We start from the raw sequence: 20,524 nt of genomic DNA, 5'->3' as shown, positions 1-20,524 counted from the left end.
TGAGTCAGTCTGATGGTAAAAGGGTTTATCAAATTGCCAAAAATACTTAATGGCGGAGTGCTGCAATTCAGGTAATTTGGTTTTTTATTAACCTCACTTAAAATGCAATACACAAAAGTAAAATCCATTCTCTCACTTTTTTTTGTGCTGATGCTGCCTGTAGTGCTTCGCGCGCAAACAGGTAATAGTGCATCGGGCAGTAAATTGAACCAACTGCAACAGCAGTTTGTCGACCTGCGTTTCGGTATGTTCATCCACTTTAATATGCCTACGTATTGGAATGCCGACTGGCCTGACCCGGAGGCTTCGCCTGCGTTGTTCAATCCTAAAAAACTCAATGCCGACCAGTGGGCAAAGGCGGCTAAGTCAGCCAACATGACCTACGGATGCCTAACCACCAAGCACCACAGCGGTTTTTGTATTTGGGATACCAAGAGTACCGATTACAACGTAATGAACAGTCCGTACAAAAAGGACGTGGTAAAGCAATATGTGGATGCCTTCCGTGCCAATGGCCTCAAGGTGATGCTCTATTATTCTATTTTGGATACCCATCATAAGATTCGCCCGCACCAGATAGAGCCGCAGGATATTGAGATGATCAAAACCCAATTGACCGAGCTTTTGACCAAATACGGAAAAATAGAAGCGCTGATTATTGACGGTTGGGATGCCCCATGGTCGCGTATATCATACGATGACGTGCCTTTTGAGGACATTTATAACCTGATCAAAAAATTGCAGCCTGAATGTTTGGTGATGGATTTAAACGGTGCCAAATATCCGGGTGATGGTTTGTATTACACCGACATTAAAACCTACGAAATGGGTGCCGGTCAGCGTATGGCAAAGGATGTTAAGCGTATGCCAACCCTGGCTTGTTTGCCTATCAATAGTGCCTGGTTCTGGAAAGAGGATTTCCCGACCGTGCCGGTACGCGAGCCGCATAAAATAGTTAACGAGCTGATCAAACCCCTGAACGAGGCAAGCTGTAACTTTATCCTGAACGTTGCGCCAAACCGTGATGGTTTGATTGATGACAACGCCCTCGCCAGCCTGAAAGAAGTAGGCAAGCTGTGGAAAAACGAAGGTGCGACTACCAAACTTTCACCTTTGGAAGACCCGATCATTGCCAGCAACATTGCCATTAATGCACCGGCCAACTCAAGCTGGAGCGATGATATGAATATTATGGACTTTGCTAATGATGATGATTACCATTCGTCATGGCAGTCAAACCCGCGGGTTAAAGAACCCTGGTTCGAGATTGATTTTAAAAAGGACAAGAGCTTTAACACCATCGTAGTGTTCGAATCAAAAGCCAACATCAACAAATACAAACTGCAATACTGGGACGGCGCGGCCTGGAAACAGATAGTAAACGGTGATAACCCTGAGAGTGTAAAACTCCACCGTTTCAATCGTGTGTGGGGCAGCAAAGTACGCATCCAGATAGAAGGATACAAAGAAAACCCATCAATAGCCGAGTTCCAGGTGTTTGATGAAAGAAGATAAGAATTTATTGCTGTAGAGCCCGGTTAAGCCGGGCTTTTTTGTTTAAAAAAACAATTGCTCCGCCTTTAACTTCTTCTGCACATCCTGCTTGTAATTCCGGCCAATGGGGAGTTCATGACCATTCACTTCGAGGCTGTAGGCATAAAAGGAGTTGATCTTTGATAATGATACGATGAACGACCGGTGTATGCGCACAAAGTGCATATCGGGCAGCATTTCTTCCAAAAAGCTTATTTTTTGTTTGCTGATGTACACGTGGTCGGCGGTTACCACCTTTACGTAATCGCGTATGCTTTCAATCCACAAAATGGCGTTGATGTTGAGCTTGATGGTTTTGCGGTCAACCTTGATATATAAAAATGCTTCCTGGTCGCCAACCGGGGTTTCGTGTGCCAGGCGTGTGGTGCCGCGGTTATCGTGTAGTTGATAAACCTTATCCATGGCACGTAAAAAACGGTCGAACGATACGGGTTTCATCAGATAATCCACGGCATCTAACTCAAATCCTTCCAGCGCGTATTCGCTGTAGGCAGTGGTAAATATGGTTTTAGGGCGGTTTTTAAGGCTGCGCAAAAAATCGGTACCATTAAGCCCCGGCATCTTAATGTCCAGAAACATCAGGTCGACAGGTTTTTGCTGCAATAGCTGGAAGGCCTGTATGGCGTTACCACATTTGCCGGCTATTTCAACATCATTAAAGTTCTCCAGGTAGTTGCTTATTATCTCAATCGCGAGCGGTTCGTCATCAACTATAAGCGTACGTATTTTCATGTGGTTTGGCTGTAGGTAGGGCTTGTTCGCGCCGGGTGAGCGTTAGTTCAAGCACAATTAAAAAAGCTTCGTCATCATCCAGAATTTTTAGGTTGTGCTGCTGCGGGTACAAAAGCTCAAGCCGCTTTTTTACATTCTGCAAGCCAATGTTGCCAAAGTGCTTACCCGCATCGGTTTTTACCTGCTCCGGTTTACTATTAGACGCTTTTAATTTTAAAACGTTACCATCCACCGTTAAATTGATGTTGATCCAATTATGTCCAAGCTTTTCGCTGGCGCCATGCTTAAAGGTATTTTCAATAAAAGGAAGTATCAACAAAGGGGCGATATACAAATTGTTCAGGTCGCCATCAATATTAAAGGTAAGGTCGAGCCTTTCCTCGTAGCGTAATTTCTCCAGGTCGGTATAATGCTTCAACATACGCACCTCGTTGCCTAAGGGCACCAGGTCGGTATTGCACTCGTACAGCATATACCGCAGCATTTCTGACAGGCCCAGTACCGCGTTTGATGATTTGGGCGAGTTTTGCAGTGTAAGCGAATACAAATTGTTAAGCGTATTGAACAAAAAATGCGGGTGAAGCTGTCCTTTCAGCGCATCAAGCTCGGCTTTGAGCGCGGCCTGCTTACGCTCGTGCCACATTTTAAAGTACTTTACACCAATGCCAAACCAGGCCACCAGGTTAAGGCTTTTAAAGGCGTTGATGAAATAAACCGGGTGCAAAAACAGCTTGCTTAGGGGCTCACCCTTGTATGGGTCGCCAAACTCGCCCAGGTAATGTTTGGCCAGATAAGGGTAGGCTATAAAAATATCAACCAATCTTGAGGTAAGGCCCAGCACCAAATTTGTAAGTATTAATAATAGTGCAAACTGAACGTATTTGCCGGAGAGCAGGTAGCGGGGTATAAGCCAATAGCCAACGGCGTAAAATAATGCCATGTGTACCGGCATAAAAAACACATTGTTGTGCAGCGCTATTTGCCAGTTGCTTTTAAACGAATACATCATTACAAAAAATGATGACACCACCACCCAGAAAAATATATGCTGCAATAACCGGTTGCCCAAAATGGCCAGTATGCTTTTCCCTTTTGCCATATACTAATTTACGTCAAACATTTGAGCCGTAGAGTTATAGCAGACGAAATGCATGTTGAGCATGACAAACAGCAGATTTCGGTATATCAGCAGCGGTAAAAAATGATAAACGGCTTTTGCTATGTTTTTGAAGCAGCTTGTATTGCCTGAGGCTGTGTGTATCGTAACTGCTTTATTAAGATAGCGGGAGGGTGTAGCTTAGATGTATAATTTAAATACATCACAAAATGAAAAAAATAATACTCGTACTGGCTGTGACGGTTATAGCCTTTACCAACAGCATAGCCCAAAGCAAAGCAGATTCAACCCGTGGTTACTGGGTAATTGAAAGCAATGTTAAAACGCCCCGTTTAAACACCGTAAAATTTTATACTGACGATAATGTCCTGGTATACCAGGAAACGGTGAACAGTAAAATAAAATTTAAAGATAAAAAGGTGCAAAAGGCACTAAACAAAATTTTGGCAGTAATGCTCAACCAGCGAAGCTATACCGCCGATCAGGAACTTATCAGCATCTACCTTGCAAAACAATAATTAAAAAAAGTCAGCAATGCCCCGTATAGTAGCGGGGCTTGTTGTTTTTAGTTCTTTTGATAACTGCCGAAAAGCTCAACCAAAATGTCGGGATTGTCGGATATGATACCATCCACCTTTATAGCGGCCAGTTGTTTCATGGCTTCGGCATCATTTACCGTCCAGGGTATAACCTTAACATTTGCCGCATGCGCGTCATTTACAAACGTTGCGTCAATCTGTTTATATTCCGGGCTGATGATGGGCGGCTTAAAGCCCAGCTTATCTATATTTTGCTGGAAAGTATTTTTGTTTGATACCAGATAGGCCAGCACCACTTTTGGGTATTTGCCGTGCAGGTATTGCAGCGGGCGCTCATCAAACGATTGTATGTTGCAGCGGTTCAATAAATTCTTTTGTTTAACAATGGCCATTACCTTGTCGGCAATCACATCAGGCGTCGGGTGCTCTACATTGTCACCTTTTGGCGAGCATTTTATCTCGATGTTGTAGTAAACCGGCTTCAGGTGCTTGGCTTTGGTGTATTTATCTACCGCGTCAATCATCTCAGTGAGCAGCGGTTTGTAAGTACGCATTTTTTTTTGCGCGGTAAAACCCGGATGAACTTTGGTGCCGCCATCATATTTTTTAATGCTGTCGTACGGCATGGTGTACAGCAGCAGGCTTTTTTGTTCGGCCTTGCTTATTTCGCTGCCATCAGGCTTTAGCATAAAATCGCCATTCATATACGTATCGTGCGATACTACCACCTGCCCGTCCTTTGATACCACCACATCCAGCTCCATGGTCCGTGCGCCCAGGTCAACAGCGTGCAGCATGGCTTCAATAGAGTTTTCGGGCATCAGCGCACGGCCGCCGCGGTGTGCCTGCAGGTCAATAGTATTTTTTTGTGCCAAGGCTGATAGCAGGCTACAGCTTAACAGTACAGAAAGTAAGTATTTCATAAGCCGTGCAATATCCGCTTTTTGTATAAACCAACCGTTTTTTACTATGTAAAGCTTTTGTTAACAACGCTGGCGGCTTTGGTAAATTAGCTGTTTTGTGTGCTATATTAACGTGTTGCCAATTTATGTAATGTTGTTACACTACTATTGAAAGGGTATTGTAACTTTACGAAAACCAAATCTGCCTTTATGATGAAGAAAATCGCCCTTTTGCTGTTACTGGCAAGCCCGCTCGGTGCCCTGGCGCAGCATTCCGTACAAAAGCTATGGCAAACCGATACGGTTTTAGCTACGCCCGAATCTGTTTTACCCACTGGCAAGGTGTTATATGTATCGCTGATCAGCGGCAACTCCAACGCTAAGGACGGGGTAGGCGGCGTAGCGAAGATCTCCCCCGAAGGAAAAATAATTGACACCGCATTTGTTACCGGGCTTAATGCCCCAAAAGGCATGGGCATTTATAAAAACACACTGCACGTGGCCGATTTAAGTGAGCTGGTAACAGTAAACCTGAAAACCGGTGCGGTGACAAAAAAGCTGGTTGACGAAAACGCGGGGTTGAACGATGTTACCATTGATAATAAAGGCGTTGTTTATGTATCTGACCCTAAAAATGCCCGTGTTTTTAAATTTGAGGGGGATAAGCAAGAGGTTTATCTCACAGCTTTAAAAGGTGTTAACGGCGTGAAAAGCATAGGCGCCGACCTGTACGTACTTACATCTGATGCTTGCTACAAGGCCGGGGCTGATAAAAAACTGACCAAGGTTTGCGACTTGGAACACGGTGGCGATGGTATTGAACCTGTTGGTAATGGCGACCTGTTGATTACTGCCTGGGTAGGCTACCTGTATTATGTTACTCCCGATGGCAAAAAGCAGGTATTGCTGGATACGCACGAAGGCAAAAGCAAAACGGCCGATATTGGTTACGACGCTAAGAAGCGTATAATTTATGTGCCCACGTTTTTCGGCAACTCGGTAACCGCTTATAAACTTAACTGATTTTAGTATGAAACTGAAGCACGCTGTAATCATTTTAATATTTAGTTGGCTGTCCATCATAACAGCATCGGCACAAATACCGGCCGAAAAGCAGGTGGCAGCAGCGGTTGACACGCTTTACAAAGCGATGGTTGATGCTGATAAGGCTGCGCTGAATAAACTTACCGCTGCCGAATTAAGCTTTGGCCACTCCAGCGGAAAGGTGGAAGATAAAGCCGCTTTTATGGAAGCCCTGGTTAGCGGTAAGTCTGATTTTACGAATATTACCACCAGCAGCCAAACCATAACAATTGCCAATGATGTAGCCATAGTAAGGCATATACTGAACGGAGAAATACTGGATGGTGGCAAACCCGGCACCGTAAAGCTGGGCATATTACTGGTTTGGAAAAAGCAAAAAAAGCAATGGGTTTTATTAGCCCGGCAAGCCTATAAGGTACCCTGAAATTCGCTGTACTATATAAATGGCAAAGGCACTCCGTTTTGTGGGTGCCTTTGCTGTTTTATGGCCTTGTCGGTCAGTGGTCAGGTGCGCCAACTTTCAGGTTAACATATTACATCAAAATGCTATGATACTGAATTTTGGTAATTCAGTTAATGCCTTTATTTGTCATGTTCATCTATTCTGTTTTTGCGGATGAGCAGCGGGCCCGGCAAAGGCTCCCGATTATAAACCAGATAAAATAGACTTTTTAATTATCGCTTAAGGCGTGCGGCTATGCATTGCTTTGCCCTTACTGACTGATGATATGAAATCGATTGAAACCAATAATAACCTGATATAATATGAACCTGAAAATTTACAAACCCATTGTTTGGCTGGTGGCATTCATTTGCCTCTGCTGTACGCAAATTTATGCCCAGGAGGCCGTGCAGATAACCGGAACGGTTAGTACCTCCAAAGGGGAGATGCTCGCCGGGGTATCGGTACGGATAAAAAACACCACCACCGGTACCGTTACGGATGCTAATGGCAAGTACTCGCTGCGAGTGCCCAACCGTTCGGCTATATTGCAGGTATCGTACATTGGCTTTACTACTAAAGAAGTGCCGGTGGGCACGGGTAATGTGCTCAATATTGTTTTAGCCGACAACTCCAACCAGTTGAACGATATTGTGGTAACTGCCCTTGGCATCAAACGCGAATCTAAAAAACTGGGCTACTCTACAGCTACCGTAAATACCGACCTGCTTACCGTAAACCGTACGGTTAACGTAGGCAACAGCCTGGAAGGTAAAATAGCGGGCGTTAACGTTACGCCGCCTGCGGGCGGGCCGGGTGGGTCAACCAAAATACGCATCAGGGGGCAGTCGTCATTCGGGCCTAATAACTCACCTTTAATAGTTGTTAACGGTATTCCCATTAATAATACCGCGGTTTCCGCGGGTGGTTTTGCTGGTAATGGCGGTGGCAACGTAACCGGCGGCTCGTCTGATCAGGGTGACGGCTTGCAGAGCATCAACCAGGATGACATTGAAAGCATGACGGTGCTGAAAGGTGCCGCCGCCGCCGCGCTTTACGGCTTTAGGGCTAAGGATGGCGCGATTATCATCACCACCAAAACAGGCAGCAAAACGGTGGGCATTGGCATCGAGCTGAATTCCAACTACCAGGCCGACCAGGCACTGGATTATACCGATTTTCAGTACGAATACGGCCAGGGCGAATACGGCAAGCGCCAAACCACCCTTGCCGAGGCACAAACTTTTGGCGTACACAGCTTTGGCGAAAGGTTTGATGGCGCCCCAACCATCCAGTTTGATGGCTCTACACAACCCTATTCTCCGTTTAAGAATCGTATATCCCAGTTTTACCGCATGGGTCGGAGCTTTTCGAATTCGGTGGCTATTTCCGGCGGTAATGATAAGGGCAGTTTCCGCTTGTCGTTCGCTAATAACGATGCGAATGCCATTATGCCTAATTCCGATTATCATAAAAAGATATTTAACCTCGGCCTCAACTACAAGGTTACGCCGAAGTTGACGATGCAGTTAAATGCCAACTACTCTAACGAGTATAACCACAACCCGCCGCAAATAGGTATTCAGGATATGAATGCCAACACCACCATTTATACCCTGGCCAACAGCATTAATACTGATTGGCTGAAAAATTATAAGGACGCCAACGGTAATGAAATGCCGCTATCGCGTTTTACCAACCGTAACAACCCGTACTGGGTGGCCTTGCAAAGGTTTGAGAATGTGCACCGCGACCGGATATTCGGCAATGCTTCGCTGCGTTACCAGTTTACCGATTGGTTGTACCTGCAAGCACGCATAGGGCAGGATTATTTTACCCGCCCGTATAACTACAACCGCCCTACAGGCACCCGTTCCATCGGCGCGGTAACCACCGGCTTTAATGGTTATTATTACCAGGATGTAACCACCTTCAGGGAGCGCAATATGGACTTCCTGATCGGTGCCAACAAAAAGGTGAAAGATTTTGGTTTTGACCTGACCCTGGGCGGCAACGCCATGAAACAGGTAAGTGATGTAATGGGCACCGCGGTTACCAATTTCTTCGTGCGCGATCTGTACACCATCAGCAACGGGCAGGTTAAAAACCCCAATTACAGTTATGCCGAAAAGCGCGTTAACTCGGTTTATGGCATGTTCGAGGTATCGTACAAAAACTTTTTGTATGTAACTGCCACCGCGCGTAACGATTGGTTCTCTACCCTAAACATCAACACTAACAGTTACCTGTACCCATCAGTAAGTGCCAGCTTTGTATTTAGCGAGGCGTTGCGCATGCCATCATGGATTGATTATGGTAAACTGCGTGTAGCCTATGCCGAAGTGGGTAGCGATACTGACCCTTACGCCAATTTATTATACTATTCACTTAACTCTAACCCGTTTGGTGGTACCGCGCTGGGGTCGATCAATAGCGATATTAGTCCGAACGCAGGTTTGCGACCTTTAAAGGTAAAGGAAAAGGAGGCCGGTTTGGAGATCAGGACGTTTAACAGCCGCCTTAACCTGGATATGTCGGTTTACGAGAAGAATACCGTTGATGAGATATTGAACGTAGATGTTTCGGTAGCGTCGGGTTTCAATTCAACCAAAGTAAACATTGGCAAGCTGCGCAACCGTGGTGTTGAAGCTTTGCTTACCATAGTGCCTGTAAAAAATACAGGCTTTAACTGGGAAACCGCCTTTAACGGATCGTACAACGCATCAAAAGTATTGGATCTGGCTAACGGACAAGCCCGGGTTGATGTAGGTACGGGCGAGTTTTTTGGTACCGTGTCGCACGAGGTAGGTTTGCCGCTGGCGTCACTGCGTGGCTTTGATTATCGTCGCGACGCACAGGGTCGTATTGTTACTATAAACGGTTTACCGCAGCGCGGCGAACTCACCACCTTTGGCAGCGCCATACCTAAATGGGTAGGCGGGTGGACAAACACCTTCCGCTATAAAGGCTTCCGTGTATTTACCCAGGTTGATTTTAAGGCCGGTGCCAAGATCATGTCAAACTCTAACCTTAATTTTCTGCGTGAGGGCTTGTCGCAGCAATCATTGGTTGGCCGCGAGGGTGGGGTAGTGTTTGATGGTGTTAACCCTGATGGTACGCCCAATACCACCGCAGTTGAGGCCGAAACTTTTTACTCTAACTATCGCACCACCAACATAGCCACACCATTTATTTACAACGCTGCATTTGTAAGGTGGCGCTCCGTATCGGTAGGGTATGATTTCAGTAAGTACATGAAGAAAACCTTTATCAAGGGCCTCAATGTATCGCTGCTGGTTAACAACGTGCTGATGATCAAAAAATACATTGATAACCTCGATCCGCAGGCCAGCGTTTCAGCATCTGATAACCTGCAGGGTATTGAATCGCACACGCTGCCAACCACGCGCAGCTACGGTATTAACGTAAATGTTAAACTCTAACCACCCCGAAATCATCATGAAAAAGAAATATATCATCGCTTTACTGGCATCCGTGATAACGCTGGGCGCCTGTAAAAAGAATTTTGAGGAGATCAACGTTAACCCGGTACTTCCGGCTGATCTGGATCCGGCTTACCTGTTCTCCAACGCCGAGTTTAGCGCGGCGCTGCCTAACTATTATTATCAGCCTATGATCGTTCAACAGCTGATAACACCCAACACCGGCGTACTGGAAGGCGGTAACCACAACGTGAGTTATGATCCGAATGCCAACATTACTTTTAACTATCTGTACCGTAGTACCACCAATACAACAGGCGGTTTAGTGACGGGGCCTGTGGTGTTATTGACTACCGTTTTAGATAAATTAAAAGATCAACCTGCGCGCAGCAACCTATACAACATGGCCCGAATTTTTAAGGCTTATGTGTTTATGATACTGGTTGATACCTATGGCGATGTGCCTTACACCGAAGCAGGTAAAGGTTACTTGGAAGGCATCAACTTGCCAAAATATGATAACCAGCAGGATATTTATAATGATATACTAAAGGAGCTTGACGAGGCTACCAAAGCGCTTGATGCCAGCAAAGCTATTGAGGCAGGCGACTTGTTTTATAAAGGCGACATCCCCAAATGGAAAAAGCTGGGCAACTCACTTTTACTGCGCGCCGCTATGCGTTACAGCAAAATAGATGCTGCCAAGGCGCAACAATATGTTACCATCGCGGTAAATGGCGGGCTAATGCAATCAAACGCGGATAATGCTTTGATACAGTTTAACAGCACCTTTAATAGTCCGACAGGTAGCTGGTTTCAGGCTACTGAGCGTGGTAACATTTACCTGGCCGCGCCTTTTGTGGAGTATCTGCAAGATACAGATGACCCGCGCCTGCGTGTTATCTCAGTTAAATACGCGCAGCCTGCCAACCCGCTGGCAACGGTTGGTACCGAGAATACCAACCCTGCCGACCAGTTGGGTATGCCTTTGGGTTATAATGAGTCTACCATCAGCACTGCGCCGGGCTTTCCGGGACGGCTTGGCGCGGGCTACGCGTACTCGCAGGTTAACCGCCGTACGCTGGGTAAAATAGATATCCCCGAGTTTTATGTAACCTACTCGCAAACTACTTTGCTGTTAGCTGAAGCGGTGCAACGCGGCTGGGCAACCGGCAATGCAGCAACTTTGTATGCCAACGGCGTAAAGGCCCACATGGATCAGCTGGCGCAGTATGATGGCACGGCAACCATAAGCGCTGATGCGCAAAATGCTTACCTGCTGGCACACCCTTTTAACCCGGCAAATGCCTTGGAGCAGATCAATACACAATACTGGGTATCATCCTTCCTAAATGGTAACGAAGCCTGGGCGAACTTTCGCCGCAGCGGGTTCCCGGTGTTAACGCCAAACCCGTATCCAACGGCTGATGCCTCGGTAAAGGGCGCTTTTATCCGCAGGTTAACCTATCCGCTGCGCGAGCAAACCGTAAACGCTGCCAACTACCAGGCCGCCGTATCGCATAACGGTCCGGATAATCTGGCCACCCGCGTGTTCTGGGACAAGGAATAACCAACCGATTACTATCTATGAAAAACAAGATCATCATACTTGCAGCGTTGCTTTTGGCGGCGCTGCATTTACAGGCCCAGCAGGTAACCTTAACGCCCGATCAGATAAAACTGCTTACCGCCGACTGGAAGGGGGAGCGCACACCCGATGGCCGCCCCCGCGTGGCTGACGATGTGCTGGAGCGTTTTAAAAACGTGGGTATTGAGGATGTCTGGGGCTTTTTGCGCGGCAAGGGCTATCAAAACCAGTTTGAGGGCGATTGGATGATACTACATCCCGACAGTGTAATGGTTGGCCGCGCGGTAACTGCCCAATACATGCCCTTACGCCCTGATGTGGACAAGGCGATTAAGGATAAAGGCAAAGCAGAAGGCCGTGTTGGGCCAACCAATTCGTGGCCTATTGATGTGTTGAAAAACGGCGATATCTACGTGGCCGATGGCTTTAACAAAGTGGTTGATGGTACGCTGATAGGGGATAACCTTGGCAACTCCATCTATGCCAAAACTAAACGGGGCGTAGTGTTCTACGGTTCGGTGCGTGATTTGGAAGGACTGAATGAGATCAAGGGCTTTAACGGCTGGATCAAGGCGGTCGATCCATCGTATTTACAACAAGTGATGCTGGCCGGTATCAATGTACCTGTCCGTATCGGGCGCGCTACGGTGCTGCCCGGCGATGTGGTGCTGGCCAAGCGCGGCGGTACGCTGTTCATTCCCGCATCGCTTGCAGAAGAAGCTGTGATAACCGCTGAATTTATTGTGCTGCGCGACGAGTACGGCCACCAGCGCCTGCGCGAGGGCAAGTACACACCGGGGCAGATAGACAGCCAGTGGACGGATGAGATCAAAAATGATTTCATCAAATGGCTTAATAGCTACCCCGGCAAACTGCCCATGACCCGCAAGCAACTCGACGATTACATGAAAAACAGTACCTGGTAACCCTACTAAACCTATATTGATATGAAAAACGAATTACTCAGGCTGTTAGCCAATGGCAAGCAATTGGATAAACAGGCAAAGGCAACGCTCCCATCTACTCAACCCGAAGAAAACAAGGGCTCGGCAAGGCGTGATTTTTTAAAGAAGTCGGCACTGGGCGGCGGGCTGGCACTGGGTGGAATGCTGTTCGCATCTGCCGAGGATACGCTGGCGCAATCAACCTCAAAAGTTAACCGCAACAGTTCACCCTCGGAATTGAAGATTACCGATATGCGGTACATCGTACCCATGACCACCGTCGGCCGTTGCCCCATCATCCGTATTGAAACCAACCAGGGTATTTATGGCCTGGGCGAGGTACGCGATGGTGCCGACCCACGCTATGCATTGATGCTGAAAAGTCGCATTTTAGGGATGAACCCCTGTAGTGTGGAGATGGTGTTTAAGGCCATTAAGCAATTCGGTTTCCACGGCAGGCAGGCGGGTGGGGTTTGCGCGGTTGAGATGGCGCTGTGGGATTTGGCAGGCAAGGCGTACAATGTGCCCGCTTACCAATTGCTGGGCGGCAAATACCGGGATACGGTAAGGCTTTATGCCGATACCCCCGAGGAAGAGGATATGAGCGTGTTCAGTGCCAAGGTGAAGGACAGGCTGGTTACCAAAGGTTATACCTGGCTAAAAATGGACCTGGGTATTGAGCTGATAAAGGATATACCCGGCACCACCGTTAATTCCGGATTTTGGAAAGGCAGCCAGTGGAATGATAAACCCATGTCGCTGGGTAATACCAAGCACCCTTTTACGCAGATACAGATCACCGAGAAAGGGCTTGACGAAATTGCCAAGTATGTGGATAAGGTGCGCAGCGCAGTAGGGTATGATGTGCCGCTATCGTCAGATCATTTCGGGCATTTTGATACCAATAACGCCATAAGGCTGGCGCGCAAACTGGAGCCATACCGGTTGGCCTGGATGGAAGACATGGTGCCCTGGGAGTACACCCAGCAGTGGAAGGAGATCACCAATGCCATTGAAACGCCAACATTAACCGGAGAAGATATATACCTTAAAGAAGAATTTATTAAATTGGTCGACCATCACGCGGTTGATATCATCCACCCTGACCTTTCATCGTCGGGTGGGTTGCTCGAAACCAAAAAGATAGGCGATTATGCGGAAGAACATGGCGTGGCCATGGCCATGCACTTTGCCGGCACGCCGGTAGCTTTTATGGCCAATGTGCATTGCGCTGCCGCTACGCAAAACTTTTTGGCGTTGGAGCATCACAATATTGATTTGCCTTACTGGGAAAGCTACGTGAAAACGGTTGATAAAAAACCGCTGATCGATAAAGGTTTCGCCCTTGTGTCCGACTCGCCGGGCCTGGGTATTGAGCTTAACGAGGATGTGCTGAAACAACACCTCGACCCTAAAGATAAATCATGGTTTGTACCCACCAAGGAGTGGGATGAGAAACGATCGTGGGATAGGTTATGGAGTTAATTAACCAATTTAAAACTTAAAAACTTATGGTACCAGCTAAAGTTTATTACGCGTTCTCGTTTCTTATTTTATTGGGTTTTATAACAGTAACAGCAACGGGCCACCCACAATGGGGTGGCTGGTTGCTGATGCTTTTTTTTATAGCCCTTGCCATGGCCTTCAGGCAGCATCCCAAGCTCAAGGGCTTTTCGTTCACCATCATGATTTTTGCGGCGGTGAGTTTGGCCATGTATTACCCGCAGTATTTTGTTCAGGTTGGCGATTTTAAATTGTCAAAGCTCATTATCCCGCTGTTGCAGATCATCATGTTCGGTATGGGGAGCGAGTTGAGCATGAAGGAGCTTGCTACCGTACTCAAGCAGCCCAAAACCATCATCATCGGCGTAATTTGCCATTACACGGTGATGCCGCTGGTGGGCTTTATTTTGGCTAATACCTTTAACTTTCCGCCGGAGATCGCGGCCGGTATCATATTGGTAGGCTGCTGCCCGAGTGGTTTAGCATCTAATGTTATGTCATACCTTGCGCGGGCTAACCTGGCGCTGTCAATCGCCATAACAACGGTATCAACCTTACTGGCACCCGTATTTACCCCCTTGCTGATGCGTTTATTGGCAGGCCGGTTGGTTGAGGTGCATTTTTTAGATATGGCCTGGGATACGACGAAGGTGGTGCTGCTGCCCATCATCGCCGGAGCATTGTTCCATGCCCTGGTTCGTGGCAAGGTTAAATGGCTGGATAGTATTATGCCGCTCATCTCCATGATCGGTATCGGCCTCATCATCGTGGTAATTACTTCGGCAGGGCATCAAAGTTTGCTGAATGTAGGCTTATTGCTCATCGTTGCCGTATTCATCCACAATGTATCCGGTTACGCGCTGGGTTACTGGCTGGGCAGATTGATGGGCTTTGCCGAAAAAGATTGCCGCACCATCTCCCTCGAGGTAGGGATGCAAAACGGCGGACTGGCATCGGGGCTGGCGCTATTAATGGGCGGACTGGCAACTATTGGGCTGGCACCGGCTATTTTTGGTCCGCTGATGAATATTACCGGTTCATCATTAGCTACCTGGTGGCACGGTAGGATCCCGCCGGAAGAGCTGCAGGTTGAAGCTGGTGCACAGCCACAAGCTACAATTAATTGATGTTGATATGAAGATACAACAGTTTAAGCCCCTGCTCGCCTTTATGGCGATGCTGGGCTTTTACGCGGATGCTTTTGCGCAGGCTGATTCCACTGTTATCCATTTGTGGAAAAACGGCGCGCCGGGTTTTGAAAGCCGCCGCAGCGAACCTGAAAAGGGCGATAAGTACATCAGTAATATTCATAATCCATCGATAACGGTTTACTTGCCGCCAAAGGATAAGGCAAATGGTGCCGCAGTGCTGGTATGCCCCGGCGGAGGGCACCGTATGCTGGTTATCAACTCAGAGGGCAGGGACGCGGCTCAGTTTTTAAACAGCCTGGGCTTCGTTGCTGTTGTTTTAAAGTACAGATTGGCGCGAGATACCAATTCTGTTTACAAATTAGATGTACATGCCCCGCAGGATGCCATGCGTGCCATGCGCCTTATCCGCAGCAATGCCAAACAATGGGGCATTGATACCGCACGTATCGGCATAATGGGCTTTTCGGCAGGCGGCGAAGTGGTGGATATGGTTGCCTTTAACACTTACAAGCAGCCCCTTAAACCTGCCGATGCGATTGATAAACTGAATTACAAACCTAACTTTGTTATACTGGTTTATCCCGGCCCACTTGGCGTGCCGCAAAAGGTTCAACGTGATGCGCCACCTGCATTTTTAATAGCGGCCAATGATGATGTTTGCTGCTCTCCCCCAATAGTAACGCTGCTGCAAAAATACCGCGAAGCCGGGGTGCCGGTTGAGGCGCATATTTTCTCTAAAGGCGATCATGCTTTTAATATGGGTAAGCGCGCCAAACTGCAATCGCTAAAAGCATGGCCGCAGCGCCTTGCCGACTGGTTTGCTGATAACGATTATTTTAAAAAGCAGGCAGGGAAATAATCATCATTTATCCATCACGATGATCTGATAATCATCCAGCCGGTTGGCGGTGAAATTGACATAGCCATCGGCATAAGTAAATTTAACCGGCCTGCCGCTCAGTAGGTCGGTTACACGGGCGGGTTTATACCCGCTTTTTATTTTCAGGTTGATGTTATATACCGGCAGGGGTGCTAAGTAGCTTGTTGAGCTTACCCCGGTAAGGTTTATGAGGTGCAATATCAGCCCATCGTTATCGCCTTTGTTTGCCGGAGTATTTTTGCTGTATTGCTGTAATACTGTTTCTACCTTAGAGTGCGCGTTGGTAATCAGTTGCTTTCCGGCATCCGGGTAAATATTGTTCAGCACATCAAGCAGTATCTGCTTATGCTCCTGGTAGCCGTTGTTATGATACAATCGCCCTACGTTAAAAGGCAGCAACACTGCTTTTGCTGTGCCGTGTTGTTTTATGGCCATCATTTCATCTCCGGTAATATCGTGCCCGCCAATAATCTCCGGCGGACCGGTACGCCCTTTAGCCAGCAGGGGTAGGCCTGTTTTATCCGCGCCTGCCATATCATACAAAGCCAGGTTATACTTCATAAAAAGCATGGTTTGCCCTTTAAAGTTTTTAAAGATGGCCCTGTCCTCGGGTACCATATAATTGCCCGCCGCGTCATTAGTAAGGCTTTTTAGTTTAGCGCCAAATAGTTCACTTAAAAAAGCCGGGTTATCATTTAAGGCGATGTTGGTGGCTATCAGGTTAGTGCCGTTAGCTATGGCAGCTTTTAATTGCTTTACGCAGCCCTCGTTCAAAAAAGTAATATCGGGCAGTATAATTACCTTGTAGTTTTTCAGCTTATCGCCACGGTTTTGCAACTGGTTGTCCTCAATGATATCAAAGGGGATATGCGCCTCCTGTAATATCTGCTGTATGCCACGATACTCCTGCATGGGCGTTCCGTTTGGCCACGAACCGGGTGCTATAACCGCTATTTTAGCTATGGATGTATAGCGGCCAAAGTAAGGCTCGTACTTTTTATGCAGACCGTATATCTTCTCGATCGTCTTAAAATTCCGTTCGTCCTCATAACCGCGGGTGTCGCCCATCATGCTCAGGTCAAGGCCTGAACCATGCGCCATATTCTGGTACAGGCGAATGGAGATTTCCTCCGGCTCGATAGCGTTATATCTCGATTGAAACGAGATCTGCTGTATGCTGGCATTGCTGATGATGTGATTGGGAAACGTAGTCCCCGCATTGTTCACATTATCCGCTGCGCTGTACGGCCACAGGGGAAGTGCCGGTACGGATTGTGTTTCGTGCCGGATGATGTCCACATACTGATCGGTATAAGTACAAATGGCTGCCTGCGGATTCTTACTTTTTACCAGCGTGTATAGCCGTTTGCCCCATTCATCCAGCGTGAATTTTTTAAAGCGTAAGTACTCCTGGTACAGGCTGTCAGCCTTGTTTTCTTCAACCGGCAATGCCTTGCCGCCGCTAAATTCCGCGAAGCGTTTTTTATCATATTCATTTTGGTCGATGCCCATATAGCGGCCTTCGTAAGTATTGTTTACCTGGTAGCCGGGCATGTTTAAAAATATGCCATCGATAGGGTAGTTATCCATCACCTCGGTTACTATATCAAAGGCGCGCTGCTGCACATAGGGCCCGTTGATGGATACAGTGTACATGCCGGGGTTGGTCATGCGCTCACCTTTAGGCGATATATAACACCAGTCGGGATGCGCTTTATAAATGCTCTCGTGCACACGGCTAAAATCAAACCGAACAATAATTTTAATACCCTGCTTATGACATTTTGCCACCACATCCTTCAAAAAATCTTGCTTTACGTATGGGTTTTGATATTGGAATGGCAGCTTAGTAGGATAGAATGCCATAATACCACCCGCGTTGATGATGAGCGTATTGGCCGAAAATTTCATTAGGTCGGCTACCAGCGAATCGGGGTTAAGGGTAGCTGCTTCATAATCGGGCAGGTTGGTTTGTATCACACGTAAATTATTACGTTTCCACCAGCCGGGTGCAGTAGCTTGCTGTTGTGCTCGGCCGGGCAACCAAATTATCAGCGCGGTAAGCAGGAGTAGTATTTTACGCATGCAGGTATATCAATTATGCCACATGTTCAATCTGCACATAGTTTGCACGGTACTCCAGCGGGTGCTTATTGGTTACCGCCTTAAACTGGTGATAAAAATGCGATATGTTATTGTAGCCGCAAGCATAACCAATTTCGGCAACGTTCAAATCCTGCTCGGCCAGCAGGCGGCAGGCGTGGCCTATGCGCACCTCAATTAAAAAGTCGAAATAGGTTTTCTTGGTCTTTGATTTAAAATACCGGCAAAACGAGTGCTTACCCATCGCGATCAAATCTGCTACTTCTTCAATGGTGATCTTGTTATGGAAGTTATTAAAAGTGTATTCAAAAATCTTGTTGATGCGCGATTTATCAATGTTATTGGCTTCATGATTAAAGCCATTGCTTGATATGGTAGAGTATTCCTGTGCCGAGGCAATCAGTTCAAGTACCGTCAACAAATGTACTATGCGTTTGCCCGGATGCTCGTTCAACATATCGTCAATAAGCCGCGCCACTTTTTTGCGGGTTTCGCCATGTATGCGCAGGCCAAGCTTGGCGTATTCCAACAAGCGGCTGATGTGCTTTAATTCCGGCAGGCTGAGCAAATGGTTGCCCCAAAGTTCCTGCTGAAACAATATCACTACCGATTCGCCTATCCTTTCGTCTGTGCGCTGCATGTATTTTTTTTCGTGCCTGAAGGTGTGGGGCAAGTTCGAGCCGAACAAAAAAGTATCGCCGTTTTTAAAAGGGCCAACATGGTCGCCTATTAAACACGTACCCGAGCTGCGTTTGATCAGCAGCAATTCAATCTCCGGGTGGTAGTGCCACGAACTCAGCATGGCTTCGCCCACATCCTTATGAATATTAAAGGAGTGATCGGGTGTTGGCGTGGCTTTTTTCAGTATAGCTTTCATAATATAGGTTTTTGGTCAAGGTCAACATAGTACATGGCCTGATCATAAAATTGCACCGCCGTGCTCTCAAAACATCAACACAGGGGCGGTAACATGCTACACCGGGTTTGGTTAATTTGCTAAACCGTAGTAGCTGAAAATATACAGAACATGCGTTTACAAATGGTTATCCTAATATACTAAACTAAAAATCATTGTCAACCGGCGGTTAATATATTACACAGTAATTAAGCATGTTTGCAATAGCCGGTACTTCGCATAATTAACCCGCCGTGTATTATATTAACCAAATAGTGCGGTTTGTTTTCAAGTTTATAAAAGCCGTTTTTTTAGCTTCGTAAAATGCTACTTTAGTGGCCACCGCAATCAATTATTCACCTGATAATCTGCCTATGCTTGTTGTATTTTTATGCATTGTGCTGCTCGTTGTGCTGGTAAGCTGGTTTAAGCTTAACCCTTTTATCGCTTTTTTGGTAGTATCTGTTGTAGCAGGGTTACTGCTGCAAATACCCGTCGTTAAGTTGCTTGCATCCATACAAAAAGGCCTGGGCGATACCCTGGGGTCGCTGGCGGTTATAATCTGCCTGGGGGCCATGCTGGGCAAGCTGGTAGCGGTTAGCGGTGCGGCGCAAAAAATAGCATCGGTATTGGTTAATGCGGTAGGAACTAAATATATACAATGGGCGCTGGTAGCTACCGGCTTTATAATAGGCATACCGCTGTTTTACGGTATTGGCTTTGTGCTGATGGTGCCGCTCATATTTTCGGTGGTATATAAATATAAAATCCCCGCAGTATTTATTGGCTTGCCTATGCTGGCCTCCTTATCGGTAACGCACGGTTTTTTGCCGCCACATCCTTCGCCGGCGGCATTAGTGGTGCAATTTAACGCCAACATGGGTATCACGCTGATATACGGGCTTATCATCGCCATACCCACCATCATCCTGGCCGGACCGGTATTTGCCCAAACACTTAAGCGCATCCCATCAAATCCGCTTGCTACTTTCAGGCCTGAGGATATCCCTGCTGATAGGCTACCCGGCGCATTCATGAGTTTCGGCATCGCGCTATTACCTGTGTTTCTATTAATGGGCACGGCATTGCTGCCTATCGCTTTCAATTTATCAGGCGAAGCAAAAAAATGGCTGGTGCTTATTGGTGATCCCTCTGTAGTTATGTTAATCACCCTTGGCGTGGCATCGTACTTCCTTGGTACTGCGCAAGGCCGCAGCATGAGCCAACTGAACACTATTTATACGGATGCGGTTAAGGATGTCGCGCTCATTCTGCTTATCATCGGTGGCTCCGGCGCGTTTAAGCAGGTATTGGTTGATAGTGGGGTAGACAAACAAATAGGCCATCACCTGCAGCAATTACCACTCGACCCGCTGGTGTTGGGCTGGCTGATAGCGGCCATTATCCGCGCCAGCCTGGGCTCGGCAACCGTTGCCGGGCTTACTGCCGCAGGCATTGTAGCTCCGCTGCTTATACAAACCCATGCCGACCCTAACCTGATGGTGCTGGCCATCGGTGCGGGCAGCCTGGCCTTTTCGCATGTTAACGATTCGGGTTTCTGGCTATTTAAGGAATATTTTAACCTGAGTATGAAAGATACCTTCCGCTCATGGTCGGCTATGGAATCGCTCATCGCCATTATTGGCCTTGGCGGCGTTATGCTTTTAAAAACTTTTATGAGTTAATA

16 protein-coding genes are annotated in these 20,524 nt (G+C 47.2%); 11 read left to right on the top strand and 5 right to left on the bottom strand.

All coding sequences use genetic code 11. The features are described from left to right. Positions 1-102: 102 nt before the first annotated feature. Positions 103-1,515 carry an alpha-L-fucosidase gene (locus LT679_RS06465; RefSeq protein ID WP_232176641.1) on the top strand — a complete coding sequence of 471 codons (1,413 nt, stop codon included), beginning with the start codon at positions 103-105 and terminating at the stop codon, positions 1,513-1,515. 42 nt (positions 1,516-1,557) lie between these two features. On the opposite strand, the gene LT679_RS06460 is transcribed toward LT679_RS06465, so the two are convergent. Beyond that, positions 1,558-2,286 carry a LytR/AlgR family response regulator transcription factor gene (locus LT679_RS06460; protein ID WP_232176640.1) on the bottom strand — a complete coding sequence of 243 codons (729 nt, stop codon included), beginning with the start codon at positions 2,284-2,286 and terminating at the stop codon, positions 1,558-1,560. Then, positions 2,261-3,385: a sensor histidine kinase gene (locus LT679_RS06455; RefSeq protein WP_232176639.1), complete on the bottom strand. Its 1,125-nt coding sequence runs from the start codon at positions 3,383-3,385 to the stop codon at positions 2,261-2,263. Before LT679_RS06455 ends, LT679_RS06460 begins: the two co-directional genes overlap by 26 nt. Before the next feature lie 227 nt (positions 3,386-3,612). Here LT679_RS06455 and LT679_RS06450 point away from each other — a divergent pair, with 227 nt between their 5' ends. Then, on the top strand, positions 3,613-3,921 hold the full coding sequence (locus LT679_RS06450; RefSeq protein ID WP_232176638.1) for a hypothetical protein: 309 nt from the start codon (positions 3,613-3,615) through the stop codon (positions 3,919-3,921). Between the two features lie 47 nt (positions 3,922-3,968). Here LT679_RS06450 and LT679_RS06445 read toward each other — a convergent pair whose 3' ends face one another. Continuing rightward, the gene (locus LT679_RS06445; protein ID WP_232176637.1) at positions 3,969-4,865 is read right to left on the bottom strand and encodes a glycerophosphodiester phosphodiesterase family protein; all 897 of its coding nucleotides are present in this window, start codon (positions 4,863-4,865) and stop codon (positions 3,969-3,971) included. A 189-nt stretch (positions 4,866-5,054) separates the two neighbouring features. Between LT679_RS06445 and LT679_RS06440 the strand changes: the two genes are divergently transcribed. The 8 genes from LT679_RS06440 (at position 5,055) to LT679_RS06405 (ending at position 15,818) form a co-directional block, all read left to right on the top strand. Then, positions 5,055-5,867 (top strand): ATP-binding protein, encoded by an 813-nt coding sequence (locus tag LT679_RS06440; RefSeq protein WP_232176636.1) that lies wholly within the window; start codon positions 5,055-5,057, stop codon positions 5,865-5,867. Positions 5,868-5,874: 7 nt separating this feature from the next. Continuing rightward, positions 5,875-6,312, top strand: a complete 438-nt coding sequence (locus LT679_RS06435) for a nuclear transport factor 2 family protein (RefSeq protein ID WP_232176635.1) — start codon at positions 5,875-5,877, stop codon at positions 6,310-6,312. A gap of 341 nt (positions 6,313-6,653) precedes the next feature. Continuing rightward, positions 6,654-9,773 carry a SusC/RagA family TonB-linked outer membrane protein gene (locus LT679_RS06430; protein ID WP_232176634.1) on the top strand — a complete coding sequence of 1,040 codons (3,120 nt, stop codon included), beginning with the start codon at positions 6,654-6,656 and terminating at the stop codon, positions 9,771-9,773. A 16-nt stretch (positions 9,774-9,789) separates the two neighbouring features. Next, the gene (locus LT679_RS06425) at positions 9,790-11,343 is read left to right on the top strand and encodes a SusD/RagB family nutrient-binding outer membrane lipoprotein (protein WP_232176633.1); all 1,554 of its coding nucleotides are present in this window, start codon (positions 9,790-9,792) and stop codon (positions 11,341-11,343) included. Between the two features lie 17 nt (positions 11,344-11,360). Next, the gene (locus LT679_RS06420) at positions 11,361-12,287 is read left to right on the top strand and encodes an RraA family protein (RefSeq protein WP_232176632.1); all 927 of its coding nucleotides are present in this window, start codon (positions 11,361-11,363) and stop codon (positions 12,285-12,287) included. A gap of 21 nt (positions 12,288-12,308) precedes the next feature. After that, the gene (locus tag LT679_RS06415; protein ID WP_232176631.1) at positions 12,309-13,790 is read left to right on the top strand and encodes a mandelate racemase/muconate lactonizing enzyme family protein; all 1,482 of its coding nucleotides are present in this window, start codon (positions 12,309-12,311) and stop codon (positions 13,788-13,790) included. Positions 13,791-13,816: 26 nt separating this feature from the next. Then, positions 13,817-14,935 carry a bile acid:sodium symporter family protein gene (locus tag LT679_RS06410; RefSeq protein ID WP_232176630.1) on the top strand — a complete coding sequence of 373 codons (1,119 nt, stop codon included), beginning with the start codon at positions 13,817-13,819 and terminating at the stop codon, positions 14,933-14,935. A gap of 7 nt (positions 14,936-14,942) precedes the next feature. Then, on the top strand, positions 14,943-15,818 hold the full coding sequence (locus tag LT679_RS06405; RefSeq protein WP_232176629.1) for an alpha/beta hydrolase: 876 nt from the start codon (positions 14,943-14,945) through the stop codon (positions 15,816-15,818). A 3-nt stretch (positions 15,819-15,821) separates the two neighbouring features. Here LT679_RS06405 and LT679_RS06400 read toward each other — a convergent pair whose 3' ends face one another. Together LT679_RS06400 and LT679_RS06395 are read right to left on the bottom strand one after the other, a co-directional pair. Then, complete coding sequence (locus LT679_RS06400; protein ID WP_232176628.1) at positions 15,822-17,924, bottom strand: alpha-amylase family protein; 2,103 nt, start codon at positions 17,922-17,924, stop codon at positions 15,822-15,824. A 13-nt stretch (positions 17,925-17,937) separates the two neighbouring features. Continuing rightward, positions 17,938-18,819 (bottom strand): AraC family transcriptional regulator, encoded by an 882-nt coding sequence (locus LT679_RS06395; RefSeq protein WP_232176627.1) that lies wholly within the window; start codon positions 18,817-18,819, stop codon positions 17,938-17,940. A gap of 392 nt (positions 18,820-19,211) precedes the next feature. On the opposite strand from LT679_RS06395, the gene LT679_RS06390 reads away from it, so the two are divergent. Then, positions 19,212-20,522 carry a gluconate:H+ symporter gene (locus LT679_RS06390; RefSeq protein WP_232176626.1) on the top strand — a complete coding sequence of 437 codons (1,311 nt, stop codon included), beginning with the start codon at positions 19,212-19,214 and terminating at the stop codon, positions 20,520-20,522. Positions 20,523-20,524 lie beyond the last annotated feature (2 nt).

The sequence above is a fragment of the Mucilaginibacter roseus genome (genome assembly GCF_021215455.1).
In the GTDB taxonomy this organism is placed as follows: domain Bacteria; phylum Bacteroidota; class Bacteroidia; order Sphingobacteriales; family Sphingobacteriaceae; genus Mucilaginibacter; species Mucilaginibacter roseus.
Note: the sequence above shows the minus strand (reverse complement) of the source record. Positions and strands in the feature narration are given on the sequence as shown.

Coding starts and splice junctions, on each gene's coding strand:
- LT679_RS06415 (WP_232176631.1), top strand. CDS start 12,309: ATGAAAAACGAATTACTCAGGCTGTTAGCCAATGGCAAGCAATTGGAT.
- LT679_RS06405 (WP_232176629.1), top strand. CDS start 14,943: ATGAAGATACAACAGTTTAAGCCCCTGCTCGCCTTTATGGCGATGCTG.
- LT679_RS06425 (WP_232176633.1), top strand. CDS start 9,790: ATGAAAAAGAAATATATCATCGCTTTACTGGCATCCGTGATAACGCTG.
- LT679_RS06390 (WP_232176626.1), top strand. CDS start 19,212: ATGCTTGTTGTATTTTTATGCATTGTGCTGCTCGTTGTGCTGGTAAGC.
- LT679_RS06450 (WP_232176638.1), top strand. CDS start 3,613: ATGAAAAAAATAATACTCGTACTGGCTGTGACGGTTATAGCCTTTACC.
- LT679_RS06455 (WP_232176639.1), bottom strand. CDS start 3,385: ATGGCAAAAGGGAAAAGCATACTGGCCATTTTGGGCAACCGGTTATTG.
- LT679_RS06410 (WP_232176630.1), top strand. CDS start 13,817: ATGGTACCAGCTAAAGTTTATTACGCGTTCTCGTTTCTTATTTTATTG.
- LT679_RS06465 (WP_232176641.1), top strand. CDS start 103: ATGCAATACACAAAAGTAAAATCCATTCTCTCACTTTTTTTTGTGCTG.
- LT679_RS06440 (WP_232176636.1), top strand. CDS start 5,055: ATGATGAAGAAAATCGCCCTTTTGCTGTTACTGGCAAGCCCGCTCGGT.
- LT679_RS06435 (WP_232176635.1), top strand. CDS start 5,875: ATGAAACTGAAGCACGCTGTAATCATTTTAATATTTAGTTGGCTGTCC.
- LT679_RS06420 (WP_232176632.1), top strand. CDS start 11,361: ATGAAAAACAAGATCATCATACTTGCAGCGTTGCTTTTGGCGGCGCTG.
- LT679_RS06430 (WP_232176634.1), top strand. CDS start 6,654: ATGAACCTGAAAATTTACAAACCCATTGTTTGGCTGGTGGCATTCATT.
- LT679_RS06395 (WP_232176627.1), bottom strand. CDS start 18,819: ATGAAAGCTATACTGAAAAAAGCCACGCCAACACCCGATCACTCCTTT.
- LT679_RS06460 (WP_232176640.1), bottom strand. CDS start 2,286: ATGAAAATACGTACGCTTATAGTTGATGACGAACCGCTCGCGATTGAG.
- LT679_RS06400 (WP_232176628.1), bottom strand. CDS start 17,924: ATGCGTAAAATACTACTCCTGCTTACCGCGCTGATAATTTGGTTGCCC.
- LT679_RS06445 (WP_232176637.1), bottom strand. CDS start 4,865: ATGAAATACTTACTTTCTGTACTGTTAAGCTGTAGCCTGCTATCAGCC.